Origin of the sequence: Desulfovibrio sp., from assembly GCF_009712225.1 — a bacterium.
In the GTDB taxonomy this organism is placed as follows: Bacteria; Desulfobacterota; Desulfovibrionia; order Desulfovibrionales; family Desulfovibrionaceae; genus Desulfovibrio.
Window position 1 is genome coordinate 237,239 of record NZ_WASP01000005.1, and the last position, 19,189, is coordinate 256,427.

Below are 19,189 nucleotides of genomic sequence, written 5' to 3' on the forward strand. Positions count from 1 at the left end.
GGCACCATGAACGGGCGCCCCCTTGCGGGAGCGCCCTTTTGTATCTTGAAGCAATAACAGACTAGCTGTTTTCGCTTTCTTCAAACTTCTGCTTGAGCAGGTCGCCCAGGCTCTGACCGGCTTCTTGCGGGCCGGAATGGAATTCCTTGGGCTTGCGGCGTTCTTCTTCGTCCTTGATCTGCTTGATGGACAGGCCCAGACGGCGCTCTTCAGCGCTGACGTGGATGACTTTGGCCTGGATTTCCTGGCCTTCCTTGTAGATCTCGGCGGGGGTCTTCACTTTCTTGCTGGAAAGTTCGGAAACGTGCACCAGACCTTCAATACCTTCTTCCACTTCAACAAAGAGGCCGAAGTCGGTGATGTTGGTCACGATACCCTTGATGGTGCAGCCCACGGGGTAGGTGTTGGGCACGTGGCCCCACGGATCGTCCACCAGCTGCTTGACGCCGAGGGTGAACTTTTCGTTTTCCTGATCCACGGTCAGCACCTTGGCCTGCACGGTGTCGCCCACCTTGTACAGTTCGTTGGGATGACGCACTTTCTTGGTCCAGGAAATGTCGGAAACATGGATAAGGCCGTCGATGCCGTCCTCGATGCCAATGAACATGCCGAATTCGGTGATGTTCTTGATGACGCCTTCAAGGATGGTGCCTTCGGGGTACTTTTCAGCAACCAGTTCCCAGGGGTTGGGGCGAACCTGCTTCATGCCGAGGCTGATGCGCTTCTTGTCGCCGTCCACGCCCAGAATGACCACGTCCACTTCGTCGCCGGTGTGAACCATCTGGGAAGGATGACGCAGCTTGCGGGTCCAGGACATTTCGGAAATGTGCACCAGGCCTTCAACGCCGGGTTCCAGTTCCACAAATGCACCGTAGTCAACCAGGTTGGTGACCTTGCCGCTGCACTTGGCACCTTCGGGGAAGCGGGCAGAGATGTCCTGCCACGGATCGGGCACAAGCTGCTTGAGGCCCAGGGAAACCTTGTTGTTGTCGCGATCGAAGGAAAGCACCTTCAGGGTCAGTTCCTGACCGATGGTGATCATTTCCTTGGGGTGGCGAATGCGCTTCCAGCTCATGTCGGTGATGTGCAGCAGGCCGTCGAGGCCGCCGAGGTCAACAAACACGCCGTATTCGGTGATGTTCTTGGCCTTACCGGTAACGATCTGGTTTTCTTCAAGGGTGCGCAGCAGATCCTGACGCTTCGAGTCGCGTTCTTCTTCAAGCAGCACGCGGCGAGAAACGATAACGTTGCTGCGGCGGCGGTTGATCTTGAGCACGCGGAATTCGAATTCCTGGTTGACCAGGGCGTCCATATCCGGCACGGGACGCAGGTCCACATGCGAACCGGGCAAAAATGCTTCCACACCGCCGATGTCCACGGTGTAGCCACCCTTGATGCGGCGGACAATGTGGCCCTTGATGACCCTGTTGTTTTCCTGCACGTCTTCGAGCTGGTCGAAAACCTGCATGCGCTTGGCTTTCTCGAAAGAAAGGGTGATGGTGCCGTCGTTTTCGTTCTTGCGAACAACGTAAACGTCAACACGATCGCCAACCTTGACGCAAATGTTGCCGGCGGGGTCGCGGAATTCGGCCGCGGGAATCTGCCCTTCGGACTTGAAATTCACGTCTACAAGCACATTGTCGTCATCCACGCGGACGATTTCGCCCTTCGTGATAGAGCCTTCCTCAAGATCGCCGAAATCGGGATTGAGGTAGTTTTCAAGGGCGCTTTCGAAATTGATTTCGTTGTCGTGCCCGGTTTCAAAACCTGCCATATGTCCAGCCTCCAAACATAATTTCCCCATAACAGGGAGGTGACTTATTATCAGGATTTCATCAAAAGAACAAGAAAAAAGAAGCGCCAAAACGGCTTTGGACGCCGAAAAAACGGGATTTGAACAGTGCTGGAAACCTGCTCTGCCCGGGTGCTGCAAAATGGGTAGGCTGCCAGCCCCTGTCAACCGGGGGTCGCAGGGTTTGGGGCTCTTGACTTTTGCGGGCGCATGCAGTGTTTTTAAAAAGTCGGCGGGGAATTCCGTGCAAATCGGAAACAGTCGCGCTGCGGTAAGAGGGAACGAAACTTCATCGCTCCGCCAAGGGCGGAGCGCAGCAGCCAGTCGCGCAAGCGGCGAAGGCGAAGCGTAGGTGCGGGCGCAGGCCCCCATTGCCCTCAAGTCCGAATATCCTCCGGCATTTCATACACTTCAACCCGTCAACGCGCTATTGAGGAGGTTGCCATGCAGCGTAACGCGCCGCATTCCATTCTGCATTTTTTCACTCGTACCCTGTTGCCCCTTTTGCTGCTCTGCGCCGTGCTGGGCGCTCCTGTTGTTTCCCCAGCTGGTGAGCCCGCCGCCAAAGCGGCCGCCGCCGTGCCCCAGGGCAAGGCTGGCGTGCTGCTGGTTGCCTTTGGCACCAGCGTGCCCGAAGCCCTCGTTGCCATGAAGGCCGTGGATGAGGAATTCAAGGCCGCTTTTAGCGGCCAGCCTGTGGTGTGGGCCTATACCTCGCAGATTATCCGCAAAAAAATCGCCGCCGAGGGGCATCCCGTGGGCGGCATCAGCGACGGTCTGGCAAAGCTTGCCAGCGAGGGCGTCAATGTTGTGCGCGTGCAGTCGCTGCACGTAATGGCGGGCGAGGAATTCAGCGCCCTTGAGCGGGCCGTGCTCATCGACCTGCAGAAAAATCCCGGCCGCTTTGAGGCCGTGTATCTTGGCCGCCCCATGCTCGAATCAAAGAAGGACGCGCAGGAACTCATCAAGGCCATCACGGCTGATGTCAAAAGCCTGCGCGGCAAGGATGCGGCTCTGGTGCTCATGGGCCACGGCCAGAGTCACGGTCGTGCCGACCTGACCTTTGAAGGCACACGCGCCGTGTTCCACGATGCCGACAAGCGCGTGTACATGGCCACGGTTGAGGGCGCGCGCAGCGTGGATGATCTGCTGACAGAGCTCAAGGCCGCCAAGGTCAAAAAGGTTGTGATCGAGCCGCTCATGCTGGTGGCGGGCGACCATGCGCGCAACGACATGGCTGGTGACGAGGAAGACTCGTGGGCCTCAAAGCTCAAGGCCGCCGGGTTCAAGGTCGAAGCCAACATCAAGGGACTGGGCGAGATTGCGGGTGCACGGGCCATTCTGGTGCGCCATGCGCAGGAAAGCGCCGATGATCTGACAAAGGAGCCCAAGAAGCAGTAGCGGCCAATCCCGCACCACAGTTTTTTGGCTATGGGCCGTGCAAGCCGGGACAGCGCGTCCGGCCTGTGCGGCCCCTGTTTTTGCGGAGATTTTGTGGCGTAGAAAGTATGCCTAGGGTTGCCTGGCCAGCAGAAGCGCCAGCACCCCGCCCTGTGCCGCAATTGCGACCAGCAGTGCCAACCAGCACCACGGAAGGCGCAAGGCCCTGGGCGCAACGCCCACAATCAGCGCCAGCATGCCCTGAAAGGCCCTTTTGAGCGGCCACAGCAGGGCCAGGGCTGTCCAAACGGAAGCGCCAATGGTAAAGCCCTGCAGTTCCTTAATTTCCCATAGCCCTGCCAGCGAAGCGTACAGATCGGCCTTGCCCATGTTGTAGGCATTGCCAATGGCCTCGAGCCTGTCCAGGGCCTGACCGTCGGTAAAGCTGATGCCAAGGATGAAAAAGCTCGATACAAGCACGAAAAAAAGCAGCAGAAAAAGGCCGAAGGTGCGCATCTGCCAGCGAGAATGCGCAACGCCAACCACATCGCCCATGCGGCGCGCAAAAAAATGCAGAGGAATGGCCAGAAGCGGCACAGGAACAATAAGCAGGCCCAGCCCGGGTTTCACCAGGGCAAATGCGCCACCGGCCAGCATGATGTAGCCAGCCAGAAAAAGAATGGATACGGCTGTGGCGGCAAGGGGCATGCAGGCTCCTGTGTCGGCGATTTTTGGCACGTAAGGTGGAGTAGTACCTGCATTTAAGGGTATGACAAAATAAGGCAAAGGTCTATGTGCTGATTACCTTTGCAAAATGGCAGTACAGGCGGTGGAGACGCGCGGGACGGGGGCTTAGCGCCCGGGCGGGCTGAAAGCTGGCGGCATGCCTGCTGTCGCCGCCCGGCAGGCCGGGTGGTCGGGGTCGATGCAGCGGAGTATGGAGCACCACGAGCCGCCGTTTTCCTGACGGGCCACGCAGGCCTCAAGTTCTCTGCTGGGGCAGCCGCCAGCCGAATTCATGTCTGGCAGGGCAGCCCGGCAGGCGCTTTCCCTGCGCAGGCATTGCGACTGCGCCGCGGGGGCATGCTGTGCGCACCATGTGGGGCTGTCCACATTTGCCAGCTCGCGGGCGCAAACTGCGGCAGGCCACAAATGCAGCATCAGGCCGCAAAGGACTGTCGCCGTGAGCATGCAAAGGGCGCAGGGCATAAGCCCCGCGCCTGAAAGTTTGATCTGATGTGCCACGGCTCAGCGCTTGTCGACAACGCGTTTGGATTTGCTGAATGTGCGCGGCAAGCTGGCGTAGTCGGCCACGTTTACAGAAACACGGGCCATGATGGCCTTGTGCAGCCGGTTTTCCAGCTCGCGCGCCACAGATTCGTCATTGCCCGCGCCCTGTCCCTGCCCGCGTTCCACGGTGAGGGCCAGATGGTCGAGGGCGCGTTCGTCGCGGGTGAGCTCCACCTGGTATTCGCCGCCCAACTCCGCGAACTGCCCTATAACTTCCATGATCTGGCCGGGGTAAATATTGACCCCACGGTAGATGATCATGTCGTCCGAGCGGCCAAGAATGCGGTCGTGGCGGGGCATGTCCAGCCCGCACGCGCATTTGCCCGGCAGCAGACGCGAAAGGTCGTGGGTGCGGTAACGCAGCAGGGGCACGGCCTCCTTGCTCAGGCTGGTAACAACCATTTCGCCCACCTCGCCTTCGGCAACGGGCTGCATGGTGGCGGGGTCGAGCACTTCAATGATGAACAGGTCGGCCCAGTAGTGCAGGCCCTCGTGGGCGTCGCAGTCGATGGCCGTGCCGGGGCCGTACATTTCTGTCATGCCGCCGATGTCATAACAGCCCTCAAGGCCCAGCTTGCTCTCGATGGCGAGGCGCATCTTTTCGCTGCGTGTCTCGGAACCGCAGATCATGCGGCGCAGTTTGATCTTGCCGCGCAGGTCGGCGCGTTCCACTTCTTCGGCCAGCAGCAGGGCCATGGATGCCGTGGCCGTAAAGCCGGTGGCTCCCAGATCCTGCAAAAGCTGCAGGTGCATCTCAAGGTTGCCCGGGCCCACCGGCACGGTGAGCATGCCCAGCTTTTCGCTGCCCGCCTGAAAGCCCGCGCCAGCCGTCCACAGGCCGTAGCCCACGGCAAGCTGCATGCGGTCTTCGGGGGTAAAACCCGCCAGCTCGAAACAGCGGGCGATCTGAAGGCCAAGGGTGTCGATGTCACGCTGGGTGTAGGCCAGAATCTTGCGCTTGCCCGTGGTGCCGCTGGAGGCGTGGATGCGCGCCACATCGCGCGGGGGCACACAGAGCAGGGGCAGGGGGTAGCCCTCGCGCAGGTCGTCCACATCACTGGTGGGCAGGCGGCGCAGGTCGTCAAGGCTTGTGATGTCGTCGGGCTTTACGCCGCAGGCTTCCAGCTTGGCCCGGTACTGGGGCGAATTCCAGGCCTGCCGCACGGTGTAGCGCAGGCCTTCAAGCTGTTTGCGACGGATATCCTCATCGGTGAGCTGGGGAATAAAGCGGTACGACATGAAGCTCTCCTGATTCCATTTCGGTCATGGGCTTGAAAAAGAAAAATAAAAACCACACTGCGGTTTTTTTGCGTCGCAGGCAAGCCCAACGGGCGGTCAAACCTACAGTTTGCCGCCAAGAGCAAACACTTCGCGCACGGCGAGCATGCGCGCGGCGGGCTCGGCATCCTTCTGCTGTTCCAGCGTAAGCATGAGCAGCACGCGGGCCTTGGCGGGCGAAAGCATGCCCCCGGCCACAAAGCCTTCGTATTCATCAAGGGGAGTCACAGGGCCGGAGCCCGTGCGGCTGCAGCGGATAACAGGTATGCCGCTGGCAATGGCCTGGCGCAGCTCGTGGCGCACTGCGTCAGGCATGGAGCCGTTGCCCATGCCGGCCAGCACGATGCCCGCGCTGCGCTCCATGGAATAGCGCACCAGATCAACAGGCATGCCCGCGCAGCCGTATATCACATCCACACGAGGCAGATTGCTGCGGCCAGCCAGTTCGGCAAAGGTTCCGGCCAGCGCGGGGTTTTCCTCGCCGCCGTAATAAAACTGCGGATCGCCGTTGATAACGCGGCCAAGGCAGCCCGATTCCAGCGCGCGGAAGGCCTCCACATCAAGGGTGGCAACTTTTACCGCCGTGCGGGCCGAGAGCACGCGGCTGTTCATGACCAGCAGCGCCCCGCGTGCCTGAGCCTGCTGGCAGGCCGCCACGGCCACGGCATCGCGAATGTTGATGGGGCCGTCGGCGCTCAGCGAGGTGGCCGGGCGCATGGAGCCGGTGAGCACTACGGGCTTTGGGCTGGCAAGGGTAAGGTGCAGGTAGAAGGCCGATTCTTCCAGCGTATCAGTGCCGTGGGTGAGCACCACGCCGCAGATTTCCGGGTCTTGCAGGACTTTTGCGCACTGCTCGCCCAGCATGGCCCAATGCTCGGGGGTGATGTTTTCGCTGGGCAGGTTGCCGCACTGCACACTGGTGATGCGGGCCACGCCCTCTATGCCGGGCAGGGTTTCGAGCATGCGGTCAACGGTGAGCACGCCCGCCTGATAGCTGATCTGTTCGAGGGGCGTGGGGGCCACGCCAGCGATGGTGCCGCCTGTGGCGATAAGGGCCACCTTTGGCAGCGAAGTGGATGGTGTAGTCATGGCTGTTCCTGAAAAAAGTGCGCGCAGTTTGCTGCGATGTGCGCAACGTAGCGCAAGGCGCGGTAAAAATGAAGAGCGACGCTTGTGAACTGGTGCGCGTTGCTTGGATTTGGAAAAACATTGGTGTAGCGTGCCGCAATGGACAAAAAGAAAATATTACTCGTGTCGTTGGGGCATTTGTCGTGTGATATCAACGGCGGTGCACTGCCCGCCATACTGCCGTTTTTGCGGGCGGCATACGATCTGAGTTATCAGGCAACCGGCGGGCTCATGTTTGCCTATGCCTGCCTGTCGTCCATGATTCAGCCGCTGTTCGGGCTGCTCTCTGACCGCTTTTCCAAGCCCTGGTTCATTCCGCTGGGTGTGCTGCTGGCGGGCTGCGGCCTTGCGGCCATTGGCTGGATGCCGGGCTACTGGGGCATTTTTGCGGCCATTGGCCTCAGTGGAGTGGGCGCGGCCCTGTTTCACCCCGAGGGTGCGCGTTTTGCCAACGCGGTTTCGGGCCAGAACAAGGGCACTGGCATGAGCCTGTTTTCCATCGGCGGCAACGGCGGTTTTGTGCTGGGGCCTTTGCTGGCAACCGCATGCCTTGGGGCCTTTGGCCTGCCGGGAACAACCATTTTTGCCGTGCTGGCCGTGATGACGGCGGGTACGCTGGTGTGGTCCATCGCCCGTATGGAATCCACCAAAAAGGCGGCCGCTGCCGCAGGCGGCAAGTCCGGGCCTGCCCTGAGCGCAGAGGGTGAAACCCCGGGCGAAAACAACTGGCGCGAATTTTTAAAGCTCACGGTTTCCATTGTGACCCGCTCCATCACCTTTGTGGGTTTCAATACATTTATTCCGCTCTACTGGGTGAGCGCCTTTGGGCAATCCACTGCCACGGGCGCCATGGCCCTGACATTTTTCAGCGTGTGCGGCGTTATCAGCAACTTTTTTGGCGGCATGCTGGCCGACAAATTTGGCTACCGCGCCGTCATTCGTGCGGTATTTGCCCTTATGCCGCCGGTGGTGGCGGGCTTTAGCCTGAGCAACAACCTGTATGCGGCCTGGGCCCTGCTGCCGCTGCTGGGTTTTGTGCTGTACGCGCCGTTCAGCGCGCAGGTGGTGTTGGGCCAGCAGTATCTTGCCAAAAACATCGGCTTTGCATCGGGCATTACCCTTGGGCTTGCCACAAGCCTTGGCGGCGTGGTGGCCCCGCTGCTCGGCTGGATTGCCGACCATTACGGCATGGCCGCCACTTTTCAGTCGCTGGCGGCGCTCTCCATCGTGGGCGCCATTTTTGCTTATCTGCTCAAGCCCGTGACCGTTAAAAAAGGAAAGTAAACATGAACAATAAACAGAAGGCCGAACCTCCGCATGTAGCACTTGCGGCACTCCCAGGGTTTGCTCTGACGCGCACTCTTCCTCATATCGGAGACGTGCGCATTGTGGAACGCGGGCAACATATTGTGCAGCTTGATCTGGGTTCCAAGGCTCCTTATGAACCGCTGGAAGATGTCACCGATAAGGAAACGCTCCTGCTGCGGCATGCTTTTGAACAGCTGAGCGGGTATCTGGCTGGCGTGCGCAAAGATTTTGATCTGCCCCTTGCCCCGGCGGGTACGCCTTTTCAGCGCAAGGTGTGGGATGCCCTGCTGCGCATTCCCTACGGCCAGACCCGCAGCTATCAGCAGATAGCCGAGGCCGTTGGCAGCCCAAGGGGCTTCCGCGCCGTGGGCATGGCCAACAACCGTAATCCTATTGCCGTGTTCATTCCCTGCCACCGCGTGGTCGGCGCAGATGGCGGCATGGTGGGTTACGGCGGTGGAGTGGACATAAAGGTGGCACTGCTTGGGGTTGAGGACTGCAAACTGACGCAGACGCCCGCAGGCTGGAAGGTCGCCAAAAAATCCTGATCCGTCGCCGGTAAACTGGCTGCTTTCGGGTCGCCTCCCTTCTTGGGGGGCGGCCTTTTTTTGTGCTCGTGGAGGCTCGCCAATGGGTATGCGTGGCAGCTGGCAGTTCCTTGTGTTGCCATGTGTGCGCTGATGGCCGCCACCAGTGTGCGCAACTATTATAATTATCTAAAATATATGATTATATTTTATATGATTGATGTGCGTAATCTGGCCGTTGCAGGTGGGTTGCCGGTGTGTGCCCTTCTGCGGGGCGGATTGCAGGTAGTGTGCGCAAGGCGAAATTGTGCCAGTAGAAAATGTGCAAAACTCAATTAACTATTATTAATTATTTGCTTTATTGCGCACATTTTCGCGCACATTTGCGCATGTCTGGCAACCTCATGCCGGGGCTGCGGCCAGGGAGGCGGGCGCAAAAAAAGCAGCGCACGTGAAAGGAAAATTCACCCGCGCGCTGCCCAAAAAACACGCCTGAAAACCAGACGCAAAAATTGTGCGTAATTATGTCATTATGCTGTTATGTTTGGAAAATTTAATTTGATCAAACTGTTCGTAATGTCTGTGGTGTTCATAACTGCCAGCCTTGTTTTCATCATGGCAGCTGGGGGCGCACGGGCAGCAGCTGCCCCAGGTCAATACCCGCTGGGCTGACCAGCGCGCGGAAGGGGTACATTTCTACCCCGGCGTGCAAGGCCTCATAAAAAAGGGCGGCATAGGCCGGATCAATAAAATCTGCCGGCGCAAAACATGTGCCGTCGGGCCGCTGCACAAGGTAGAACATGGCCGCGCGCTCGCCGCTGGCCACGATATCCATAAGTTCGCGCAGGTGTTTTTGCCCGCGTTCGCTGGCGGCATCGGGAAAGCAGGCGGCATCGTCCTCGACCATGGTGACGTTTTTGCACTCCACCCACAGGGGCGGCAGGTTGGGGCCGGTGAGCAGACCATCCAGCCTGCTTTGTCCGCGTTTGGCCTCGCGCACAAGGCTGGTGTAACCCTGCGCAAAGAGCAGGCGATGGGCGTGAAAGGCCGCCTCAAGCATGCGGTTGGGCGTGCTGGTGTTGACGCCCACCCAGAACCCGCAGGGCGCGGGCTCGCCCTCCGGCTGTTGCTGCGGCTCTGGCACGGCCCTGCGCTCCAGCCATACGCATTCCTGCGTGTATTTGAGCTTGCGGTCGGGGTTGCTGGCCGGGGATGCCAGCACCGGGGCGCCCGGCAGGCACAGGCCCAGCATGCTGCCAGAATTGTTGCTGTGCACCCACAGGTCTGCGCCCTGATGTTGCAAAAGCACGCTAAAGCGCTTGCGGCGTTGCACAAAGGCGGCCACAAGGCAGTGCGGCGGCAGGGGCAGCAGGGGCGCAACCCCGGCTGCGGGCGGGTTCAAACCCGCATGTTTGCTTTCAGAGCTCATTTACACCCCGTGGTGAAGCTGCTAAATACAGCCAGTTTGTGAGTAAGCCTGCCGATTACGGGTGCGTTGCATACGCCAAGGAGCCCCCTCATGCAGATTTCAGACCGTCTGAGCAGTATCAAACCTTCTCTGACCCTCAGTGTCAACAGTCGCGCCCTTGAGCTGAAGGCTCAGGGGATTTCTGTCACCAGCCTTGCCGTGGGCGAGCCGGATTTTCCCACGCCCAAGCATGTTTGCGATGCGGCCAAGGCGGCCATTGACGACAATTTTTGCCGTTACACCGCCGTGCCGGGCATTCCCGAACTGCGCAAGGCTGCGGGCGCGTATTTTGAAAGAACCTACGGCGTGCCGGTTCCCATGGAATCCATTGTTATCGGCGCGGGCGGCAAGCACTGCCTCTACAATTTCATGCAGGCCATGCTCAACCCCGGCGACGAGGTTCTTGTGCCTGCCCCCTACTGGCTCAGCTACCCCGATATGGTGATGCTGACCGGTGCGGTGCCTGTGCCTGTGCTGGCCGGGCCGGAGCAGGGCTTTAAGGTTACGCCCGCCATGCTTGAGGCGCATACCACCGACAAGACCAAGCTGCTCATTCTGAATTCGCCCAGCAACCCAACCGGCGCGGTGTACACCGAGGCCGAATTCACGGCCATTATGGATTGGGCCATCGCGCGCGGGCTGTTTGTGCTCTCTGACGAAATTTACGACCAACTTGTGTTTGCTCCTGCCAAGATGACCAGCGCCATCAGCTGGTTTGCGAAGTATCCCGAGCAGGTGGCCGTGCTTAACGGTCTTTCCAAGAGCTATGCCATGACGGGCTGGCGCGTGGGCTTTTTGGCCGCGCACCCCCTGTTGATCAAAAAGATATCGGCCATGCAGGGCCACAGCACCTCAAACATCTGTTCCATCGCGCAGAAGGCGGGCCTTGCCGCCCTGACCGGCAACATGGAATGCGTGGACAAGATGCGCGAAGCCTTTGTGCGGCGGCGCGACCTGGCCATGAAGATCATTGAAGGCTGGCCCTTTGCCATCTGCCCCAAGCCCGACGGCGCGTTCTATCTGTTCTTGGACGTCTCCAAGTGCTATGGCGGCAGCGTGAACAACTCTACCGACCTGTGCACCCTGCTGCTCGACAAGGCCCACGTGGCCGTTGTGCCGGGCGCGGCCTTTGGCGACGACAAGTGCATCCGCTTCTCGTATGCCGTGGGCGACGACGTGCTCAAGGGCGCGCTGGAAAGCATTGGCGCGGTGCTGGCACAGTTGGCGGCTGAGCCTAAGTAAGGCGGGACTGGTTGTTTGCCCTTGCTTTAGGCTGGGCGTAACCGTGCCTTAAAAAGCAAGCGAAGCCATGCTTGAAGCAAGGCGCAAAAACAGGCAGAAGCCGGGGTTGATGCAGGAGCAGGATTGGCGCGAAAACAGCTGCTGAAAAAAATTGCATAAATGTATTGACAGTTAGGCCAGTTTTCGTCATTCTGCTTTTCGCCGTGGGGCTGTAGCTCAGTTGGGAGAGCGCTTGAATGGCATTCAAGAGGTCAAGAGTTCAATTCTCTTCAGCTCCACCAGATAGGTAATTAAAACCCCCGATCATCGAAAGATGGTCGGGGGTTTTTGCGTGCTTATAAACCTTTCGTGGAGGTGTGTTATTTGAGTTGTGCCAGTCTGCGCACCGATTTTTTAAGTTCTAAATTGTCTGCTCTCAAAGCTGCCATTTTTTCCATTAACTCAGACAAAACGACTCGGACATCGGTTGCGTATTCAAGGCATTTTTCATCGGTCAATCCATGGATGCCGATGCTGAGGGCTTTATGTATGAGCAATAATGGATTTTGTCCATCTATGAGAAGTGCTTGGGGTACTGCGGGTGCGGCTGTTTTTACAGCTTGTGAGAACTGATTTTGATTTTTTAGCTTTTCGAGACCATCAATCATCTCAGTATTACAAGGGTCAACTATTTTCGTGACTTCAATCATTTTATCAAGCAATAACTTCCAGTTATTTTCTATAATTCTTCGGTAGTAACTAAAGGCACCAATACCAAGCCCTTGGTTTTCGGCTTGCCTACCCTGAAACATAAGCGACTTATCATTACCAAGTAAGGCTAAAAGCTTCTTTGGGATAGGTTGTCCAAACGCTGGGAGTTCGCCAAATTTTATTACCGAAACTACCTTGTCATCACCGCAATCCGGAAATTCTATGGCATATATTTTTATATTATCACCACAGTGTCTGCATTTATATTTAAAGAAATATAAACTACCACTCTTATAATATGGCGACCCTCCTATGCTGTCAAAAAACATATTTGCAGCGCAGGATCCATTGGGACAATACAAGTTAAGCCTAGGCAAATTTATATATTCATTCTGGTTGACTACATCGGATACGCGGACAGCATTGCTTGAAGGTGGATAGGATTCAAGAAACTCTTGCCAGCTTACTGGGCTTTCATTTACCTCAGGCATATTTACTTTGCTCCGGATTATACTGTATGTGGAATGCACACAAGTCGTGCATCATGCTTACTCGTAGTTTGCAAGCATAGTGTTTAGATTTTTTCTGTGATGTCGCACTAGGCAAGCATTAATGTGGAAAGAAATAAAACCTTTATTCCAAGAAAAATTTGCCACACGTAAAGCCCCGATAATTGCTAAAGCTGGGGGAGGTGTGAAGTTATTTGTTAGACTGATGGATTTGCTTTTTCTTGTTTAGCGCAATGAGAAAATCGTAATATTCAACATACATATTTGACAGTTTGAATGGTAAAATTGCTATATATGCTAGTGACATGCCAGAAATATATGCACAGGCTATATCAATAGCCCCTTTTAAAATATAGTTTAAAATAATTAGAGAGACGGATAATATTAAAATGAAACTAATCACAGTGCAAAATAGAATTCGTGATTGATATGTTTTTTTGAATGTTTGTAGAGATTTCCAATCCTCCCCTTGTAGTAGTGTAAGGCTATGCCCTGCAAGTGTTATTACTGCTAAAATAAGCCCGCTAAATGCAGTAAATGTCCCCACTAACCAGCCAATCACATCTTTATCATTCAAGCCCTCTGAAAGCATCCAGGCAGCAAGACATCCACAAATAGTTGCTCCGATGTGGACGAATATCTTGCGGATGCTAATCGCTGCCACTGAAAAGACCTTCCTGTTCCCAGTCTTGTTTTTGTTTGATTAAGGCACTCCATGCCTCATCCCTGAAAACAGTTTTTCCGTAGGGTTTTAAGAATATTTTTTGCTTTCGCTGTAATTTGTCCGGTGTGATTTTCGAATTTTTCTTTGTTATAATACAGTATGGAGCGTAGTTGCTGGTAACAATAAGATCTTTTGCAAGGTGATAGAGAGCGGCCTGAGTTTCCGTATTTTGTTCAATTTTCCCAGATTGCTCAACAGATACAGTGACTTTTGCATGTGTATTTTTGTGCGCAATTGCATCAGCCATTGGTTTTTCATTACTAAAGGCAGCATAACTTATATTTGAAAAAAAGCCTTTGTGCGAGTCGTTAACTTCTGCTAGTTGCGCTGCGTAAGCTGCCGCAAAGACATCTATCCGCTTAACTCCCTCGCCAAGGGCTTTAAGTGCCTGCGCGGGGAGAGCTGGCGCAAGGTAATATTCAGGAATTTCAGTATTCATTTCAGCAAAAAGGGCATCTAGATATCCTTTTAGTGTTGAAGGGTGTGCCCGCAAGGCACAAATCAATATATGATTACCAAATAAAAGAGCATGGACATCACCATCCATAAAATCTTCATTCTCAGGAGCATTAATCAGACTGGGATTCGCCTTGGCTTGTCGGTTTGGCTTGGGGACTGTGTTGGCTGGTTCACCAGGTGTGCACACCGACACATTAAGCAGGAACCCCTCTGTATATTCTTGACAGTCTAAGCAAGTGTATCTTTTGCCATTCCTATCAATACTGCGCTCTTCAAGGCTGCAAAAATTTTGGTGTGCAGATGTTGCCAATTTTTGCAGATTCATTGGCGTATCTTCATTTGCCGTAACAACACGTAAATAATGAATTGAGACTTCTTTATTTTTTCGCATAATGAACCCCAGATAAATTTTTAAAAAAGTACTAACATGATATAAAAAAGTAAATATTTTTTTGATAAAGGCGACTCTTACTTTCGCCCGACCATCTTTCGATGATCGGGGGTTTTATTTACTTATCTGGTGGAGCTGAAGAGAATTGAACTCTTGACCTCTTGAATGCCATACTAAGGCATCATGCCCCAAACCTTACATCACCTGCGTAATCAGGCTATTCACTGCATATTTTTCGTCAATTTTGATGTATTTCGATATCTTTTGCATATCTCAATCAGATTTTGTACTTTGACTGTGTGTATTCCAAACACTTGATGTTCAATCGTATGACTTTAACCTGCCAGCGGCACTATAATGGCCCCAGCATTCCGGTAAGCCCAATAAGCAGCCAGAGAAAAAATATTACAGGAGCAACAGCAGCAAGAAAAAAAAGCATGCAAATTGGTATCTTGAGCAACAAGGCGGCGCTTACCCGCGACCTGAAAACACACAGGTACAGCAGCAGTGCAAGGCCAAAGGACACCGCCGCCCCCTGAAAGGGAATAATTACCGTGCTGGCCGTCCAGGCATTCTCCTTCTCAAAGCCCATGAAAGCAGTGAGCCACTGGGCACCTTTTGGCCATATTTCCTCTGCTCCACCCAAAAAAAAGGCAGCTACATAAAACCAGATATTTTTATGCATCTTAAAAAGAGGCAAAAAAATTACTACACCAATAGCTCCAATTTCCTGAACGAAGTAACCATCATTTCTGGAAAGTGCGAACCATCCCAGACAGGTAAAGATCAATGTGATTAAAACAGGCCAATATTCCTTCCATCCAGCCAGCATATGGGCTTCTATTTTCGCATCTGTTGGAAATTGCATGTAAACCCTCAATCGCTTTTATGTACTTTGCCCGGCCATGCTCAAGTGTGGAAAAAAACATAAAAATGTTTCCAGTAAGTGCAAAAAAATTGCAGTTTGTCCTGCCTTAGTATCTGTGCTGAATTATAACCATCTGGATTTTTTTTATTGGCAACTGCCCTCATTCGCCACAATGAAAAGAACCAAATAACTGCCGAAACGTTTCAGTCTTACAAAAGCGCCCGCCTCTGCTATACCACTTCCAAACCTTTTAAGGAGGCAACATGGCAGGGAACAATCTCAATTCCAGAAACATGGGGCACGATGTCTCAGATCAGCCGCGTTTGAGCAACGGGCAATTCACTTTCAAAGGATTTGCAACGGCGGCAACCATGTCATCGCATAGGCAGCAGGCAGCGCTTGAGGCCCCCATGCCTGTTTCGCAAAATGCTCCGCTGCAGGAACGCATGTATCCAGCTAGCGTTGCTGATGTAGTAAAAAAACATGCTCAGAACGGGCATTCAACCTTGCAGCAGTATTCTCCAGACCCTGATGCAGCTATTCCCTACTATCGCATGGGAGTAAGGGAACTTGGGTTCTCTGGTGGCTCAAAATGGTATGGGCAAAGAATTCCATCAACGGATTTACACTATGAGCACATGCATTTTGTGGGCAGCGAGGGAAGCAATTTTGGCTTAACCTTAGGCGGTATTTTCTATGAATCACTTCCAGACTTAAACAACTATCAAGTAGAAGCCCCAAAGTATCGCAAGGAATATATTGACATGGCAAAGAATGATATTGGTGAAGCATGGAAAGAAAGAAAAATATTAGAGCGATTCAGCCAAGAATATAATCCGTTTGTCTACAAGGCGACGACGTATAACTGCCAGCACTATTTTGCTGAAGTTCTCAAACAGGCACAAAAGTACGAAACAAGAGAAAAGCCGCTCGTGCTGCCTTAAAAACGGAATTCACCTTTTCGCGCAATAGGCTAAATCCCGTGGATAATGGTACGTTATGGGCTTATGCATGGCAATGGAAATATTTATTTCTGCATAACCAGCAAGCCATAACAATACCCCCGACCATTTATCAATGATCGGGGGTTTTACTTACCTATCTGGTGGAGCTGGATGTCGCTAAACTCGCGCTCCTGAAGTTCACCCTAGCTTGCCGCATGCGATCTTGCCTGCCTTAAAGAGGCGCGGTTTATCCTCCCGACCTTTCAAGCAGCATGCGGTAAAACTTGCTGTTTGTGATGCTGGCAAGCTCAGAGGAAACAAGCACCCTGTTGATGCTCACCTGTTCATTCTGCGCAAGTTTGAGATAGTAGGGGGAGTATGGGCGGTCTTTTTTCTGTATGACAAGCACCGTGGGCTTGAGGGGGGCGTGCTGGTCCTGCTGGCACACAATGCCGGTGGTGTCGTTGGAGAGGTGAACCACCGTACCCACAGGAAAAATGCCCACCAGCTTGATGAACTGTTCCGCCAGCCCCGGCTTCCACGCCTGACCAGAGCTTTTGAACAGCTTTTTTACTGCCTGCGAGGGCGGAATGGCGTTTTTGTATACCCGCGAAGATGTCAGTGCGTCGTACACGTCGCAAATGGAAATAATGCCGCCGTGCAGGCTTATCTCGTCGCCCGCAAGCTTGTGTGGGTATCCCGTGCCATCGTGCCTCTCATGGTGGTGCAAAATGCCATCAAGAATAACTGGGTTTGTCCAGGGCAGGTCTTTCAGGTTGTCATGCCCGCGTTTGACATGCGAGCGGATGATGTTTGTTTCCTGCTGGCTGAGGCTGCGCGGGGCGTTCAAAACCTGCTGCGGCACAAAGGCCTTGCCGTAGTCATGAAACAGCCCGGCCATGCCGGTATTGAAGGTTTCGTCTTCGTCCAGCCCCAGAAACCGCGAAAAGGCGATGGAAAAAATGGCAACGTTGATGCTGTGCCGGTAGGTATAATCGTTTGTTTTCTTGATTGTTGTGATGAGCAGCAGGGCGTTGAAATTGCGGTGCAGGCTGTGCACGATCTCGTTTACAAATCCACGCAGGGTAGAAACCTCGATGGCTCCCACCTTTTTTTCCTGCATAAGGTTTTTGATGTAACTGAATGCATCAAAGTACAGATCGCGGGCGCGGCACAGTTCTTCGGCCAGCGGGGTTTGCGCGTCATGCAGGGGTTCGGAGTGGGTTAGCTGCGATTTTTCCGGGTCGTAGTAGGCCTCTGTGTAGCCGCTGGCAATGATGTGCCTGATTTCTTCGGCGCTTTTGATCAGGCCAGGTTTGCCGTAGACATACGGGGCATTTATCCATGAAGTGGTAGGCGCAACTATCATCATTCCCTGACGTAGCTGCGACACGCTGATCTTGACCGGCTTCATCAATTCCCCCGACAAAGGCCATCCCCGCATATCAGTTTGCCGGGGGTTGGTTGGTTTTGTTGCAAGCGAAATCTGATTAATAAGCACTGTAATCTGATTTTTTTAATCTATCAAATAAAAATTATGGCTTATATTGTGTAGTAATGGTTTTTATTAAAGAATGCTGTATATGTAAATTGGAAAAAGTTTAGCGCTTTGCGCTGTATTGCAGAGTGCTTGTGTTCCGTAATCGCATTGAGCTGGCAAATGCAGCATGCCCTCTGTAATTGGAAAATTTTGTTCATTGAAATAAAAAATGCAGAAATAGTTGATGGTTATCAGCAGGTGTGCGCACGGCAACATGCATCGGAGGGCTGCCTACCTGCGCGCTGGGTAGACGCAGGGAAGTGGTGCGCGTTAAAATCGATTATGTGCCGTGAAGCGGCATATTTTTTTAGCATATTGACAATAATAGTGATAATTGATTCTGTTCGTTACTAGCTCATGTTTTTGGTCCACTGGTTGCTGCTGCGCATGCATTGCTTCTGGAATCAAGCCAGATTCGCCTGCGCTTATTGCTCATAACCCCAGATGTGAAGTGACGATTGGCATGGCATCAGTGCGTATTTCCATAGCCCGCCTCAAGCCCGGCATGTTTGTGGTGGATGCTGGCATCTCGTGGCTTGAAGACCCGCACCTTTATCAGAATGAAGGCCTGATTATCTCAGAGGCCGAGATCAAGAGCATCAAACGGCAAGGATTTGCCGAGGTCTGCTATGATCCGACCCGCTCGCAGATTCAGGCCCTGCCAGAAGATAAAGCCGCGCCGCGAACCTTGCTCTCTGACGAAATTTACGTGGCACGCGGGGCTTTTTCCTCTGCGTATGGTCATGTGCGTTCTTTTATGCAAAGCGCTGCCTGTGGCAATGTTGAGGTTGCCGCTGTGGAGCCCTGCCTCAACTCTATAGTAAAAAGCGTGGCTCGTAACCGTAACGCACTGCTTTTACTTGCCAATCTCAAGAGTCTTGATGACTACATGTACCGGCACAGCGTAAATGTGGCGATATTTGCCGTGGCTTTTGGGCAGTATCTGGGGCTGGAGGATGAAGAGCTGCGCCGTATCGGCATTGCCGCGCTTTTTCACGATTATGGCAAGGCGCTGTTGCCGCCCAACATTCTGAATGCGCCGCGCAAGCTTGATGCCAGCGAAATGCAGATCATGCGCACCCACGTTGAATGCGGCTACGAAAAGCTGAGAAGCTCCGGCAAGTTTTCGCATGAGGTTTTGTCGGCCATTTTGCAGCACCACGAAAGGCACGATGGCTCCGGCTACCCCTATCAGCTGGCGGGCGACGAAATAGGCCTTTACGGGCGCATTATTTCCATTTGCGATGTGTACGATGCCCTGGCCTCCAAGCGGGTGTACAAGGATGCCATCCACCCCAAGCACGCTCTGGGAACCCTGTTTAAAATGAGCGAAAATGCCTGGGCCCCGGGCTTTGCCGAGCATTTCATCAAGATGGTGGGTATCTTCCCCATCGGTACGGCTGTGCTGCTCTCTAACGGGCAAAAGGGCATTGTGTGCCATTCAGAACCGCTCTCGCCTTCGCTGCCAAGCGTGCTGCTGGTGCGCGACTGCGAGCACGGCGTGAGGCCCCTGCGGCTGTTTGACCTCTCGCGGCAAAAAACCGTTAACGTCAACAGGTCGCTCTCCAAAACAGAAACAGCGTACTGGGATATTCCCACACTGCTTGATTCTGCCAACGAAGAAGAAATGGCCTGAGCACCGCGTCGCCGG

The 19,189-nt window shown here is 54.2% G+C and carries 17 protein-coding genes, 1 tRNA gene and 1 riboswitch; of the genes, 7 read left to right on the forward strand and 11 right to left on the reverse strand.

Annotation, left to right across the window (positions count from 1 at the left end):
- Positions 1-61: 61 nt before the first annotated feature.
- Entirely contained in the window at positions 62-1,774 is a 1,713-nt protein-coding gene (locus F8N36_RS04875; RefSeq protein ID WP_291331676.1) for a 30S ribosomal protein S1, read from the reverse strand.
- Between the two features lie 205 nt (positions 1,775-1,979).
- Positions 1,980-2,206: riboswitch (cobalamin riboswitch) on the forward strand.
- A gap of 30 nt (positions 2,207-2,236) precedes the next feature.
- On the opposite strand from F8N36_RS04875, the gene F8N36_RS04880 reads away from it, so the two are divergent.
- The gene (locus tag F8N36_RS04880; protein ID WP_291331677.1) at positions 2,237-3,193 is read left to right on the forward strand and encodes a sirohydrochlorin cobaltochelatase; all 957 of its coding nucleotides are present in this window, start codon (positions 2,237-2,239) and stop codon (positions 3,191-3,193) included.
- A gap of 111 nt (positions 3,194-3,304) precedes the next feature.
- Here F8N36_RS04880 and F8N36_RS04885 read toward each other — a convergent pair whose 3' ends face one another.
- From F8N36_RS04885 to F8N36_RS04900, 4 genes are all read right to left on the reverse strand, one after another.
- Positions 3,305-3,880, reverse strand: a complete 576-nt coding sequence (locus tag F8N36_RS04885; protein WP_291331678.1) for a hypothetical protein — start codon at positions 3,878-3,880, stop codon at positions 3,305-3,307.
- Between the two features lie 144 nt (positions 3,881-4,024).
- On the reverse strand, positions 4,025-4,333 hold the full coding sequence (locus tag F8N36_RS04890; RefSeq protein ID WP_291331679.1) for a hypothetical protein: 309 nt from the start codon (positions 4,331-4,333) through the stop codon (positions 4,025-4,027).
- An 87-nt stretch (positions 4,334-4,420) separates the two neighbouring features.
- The gene (locus tag F8N36_RS04895) at positions 4,421-5,701 is read right to left on the reverse strand and encodes a phenylacetate--CoA ligase (protein WP_291331680.1); all 1,281 of its coding nucleotides are present in this window, start codon (positions 5,699-5,701) and stop codon (positions 4,421-4,423) included.
- 102 nt (positions 5,702-5,803) lie between these two features.
- Positions 5,804-6,856 (reverse strand): asparaginase, encoded by a 1,053-nt coding sequence (locus F8N36_RS04900; RefSeq protein WP_291331790.1) that lies wholly within the window; start codon positions 6,854-6,856, stop codon positions 5,804-5,806.
- Positions 6,857-6,967: 111 nt separating this feature from the next.
- Here F8N36_RS04900 and F8N36_RS04905 point away from each other — a divergent pair, with 111 nt between their 5' ends.
- Complete coding sequence (locus F8N36_RS04905) at positions 6,968-8,152, forward strand: MFS transporter (RefSeq protein ID WP_291331681.1); 1,185 nt, start codon at positions 6,968-6,970, stop codon at positions 8,150-8,152.
- 2 nt (positions 8,153-8,154) lie between these two features.
- Positions 8,155-8,724 (forward strand): methylated-DNA--[protein]-cysteine S-methyltransferase, encoded by a 570-nt coding sequence (locus F8N36_RS04910; RefSeq protein ID WP_291331682.1) that lies wholly within the window; start codon positions 8,155-8,157, stop codon positions 8,722-8,724.
- A gap of 592 nt (positions 8,725-9,316) precedes the next feature.
- Here the strand turns inward: F8N36_RS04910 and sfsA are convergent.
- Positions 9,317-10,132, reverse strand: coding sequence for a DNA/RNA nuclease SfsA (sfsA, locus tag F8N36_RS04915; RefSeq protein WP_291331683.1), 816 nt, complete (start codon positions 10,130-10,132; stop codon positions 9,317-9,319).
- Between the two features lie 90 nt (positions 10,133-10,222).
- On the opposite strand from sfsA, the gene F8N36_RS04920 reads away from it, so the two are divergent.
- Both F8N36_RS04920 and F8N36_RS04925 read left to right on the forward strand, forming a co-directional pair.
- Positions 10,223-11,413: a pyridoxal phosphate-dependent aminotransferase gene (locus F8N36_RS04920; RefSeq protein ID WP_291331684.1), complete on the forward strand. Its 1,191-nt coding sequence runs from the start codon at positions 10,223-10,225 to the stop codon at positions 11,411-11,413.
- Positions 11,414-11,618: 205 nt separating this feature from the next.
- Positions 11,619-11,694: transfer RNA gene (locus F8N36_RS04925), tRNA-Ala, on the forward strand.
- 78 nt (positions 11,695-11,772) lie between these two features.
- Here the strand turns inward: F8N36_RS04925 and F8N36_RS04930 are convergent.
- From F8N36_RS04930 to F8N36_RS04945, 4 genes are all read right to left on the reverse strand, one after another.
- Positions 11,773-12,594, reverse strand: coding sequence for a hypothetical protein (locus F8N36_RS04930; RefSeq protein WP_291331685.1), 822 nt, complete (start codon positions 12,592-12,594; stop codon positions 11,773-11,775).
- Positions 12,595-12,802: 208 nt separating this feature from the next.
- Positions 12,803-13,276, reverse strand: coding sequence for a hypothetical protein (locus F8N36_RS04935; protein WP_291331686.1), 474 nt, complete (start codon positions 13,274-13,276; stop codon positions 12,803-12,805).
- Entirely contained in the window at positions 13,263-14,186 is a 924-nt protein-coding gene (locus tag F8N36_RS04940; protein WP_291331687.1) for a hypothetical protein, read from the reverse strand. Before F8N36_RS04940 ends, F8N36_RS04935 begins: the two co-directional genes overlap by 14 nt.
- A gap of 352 nt (positions 14,187-14,538) precedes the next feature.
- Positions 14,539-15,054 carry a hypothetical protein gene (locus F8N36_RS04945; RefSeq protein WP_291331688.1) on the reverse strand — a complete coding sequence of 172 codons (516 nt, stop codon included), beginning with the start codon at positions 15,052-15,054 and terminating at the stop codon, positions 14,539-14,541.
- A gap of 263 nt (positions 15,055-15,317) precedes the next feature.
- Here F8N36_RS04945 and F8N36_RS04950 point away from each other — a divergent pair, with 263 nt between their 5' ends.
- Positions 15,318-15,998, forward strand: coding sequence for a hypothetical protein (locus F8N36_RS04950; RefSeq protein WP_291331689.1), 681 nt, complete (start codon positions 15,318-15,320; stop codon positions 15,996-15,998).
- A gap of 247 nt (positions 15,999-16,245) precedes the next feature.
- Here the strand turns inward: F8N36_RS04950 and F8N36_RS04955 are convergent, their stop codons facing one another.
- On the reverse strand, positions 16,246-17,412 hold the full coding sequence (locus tag F8N36_RS04955; RefSeq protein WP_291331690.1) for an HD-GYP domain-containing protein: 1,167 nt from the start codon (positions 17,410-17,412) through the stop codon (positions 16,246-16,248).
- Between the two features lie 589 nt (positions 17,413-18,001).
- On the opposite strand from F8N36_RS04955, the gene F8N36_RS04960 reads away from it, so the two are divergent.
- Positions 18,002-19,174 (forward strand): HD-GYP domain-containing protein, encoded by a 1,173-nt coding sequence (locus F8N36_RS04960; RefSeq protein WP_291331691.1) that lies wholly within the window; start codon positions 18,002-18,004, stop codon positions 19,172-19,174.
- Positions 19,175-19,189 lie beyond the last annotated feature (15 nt).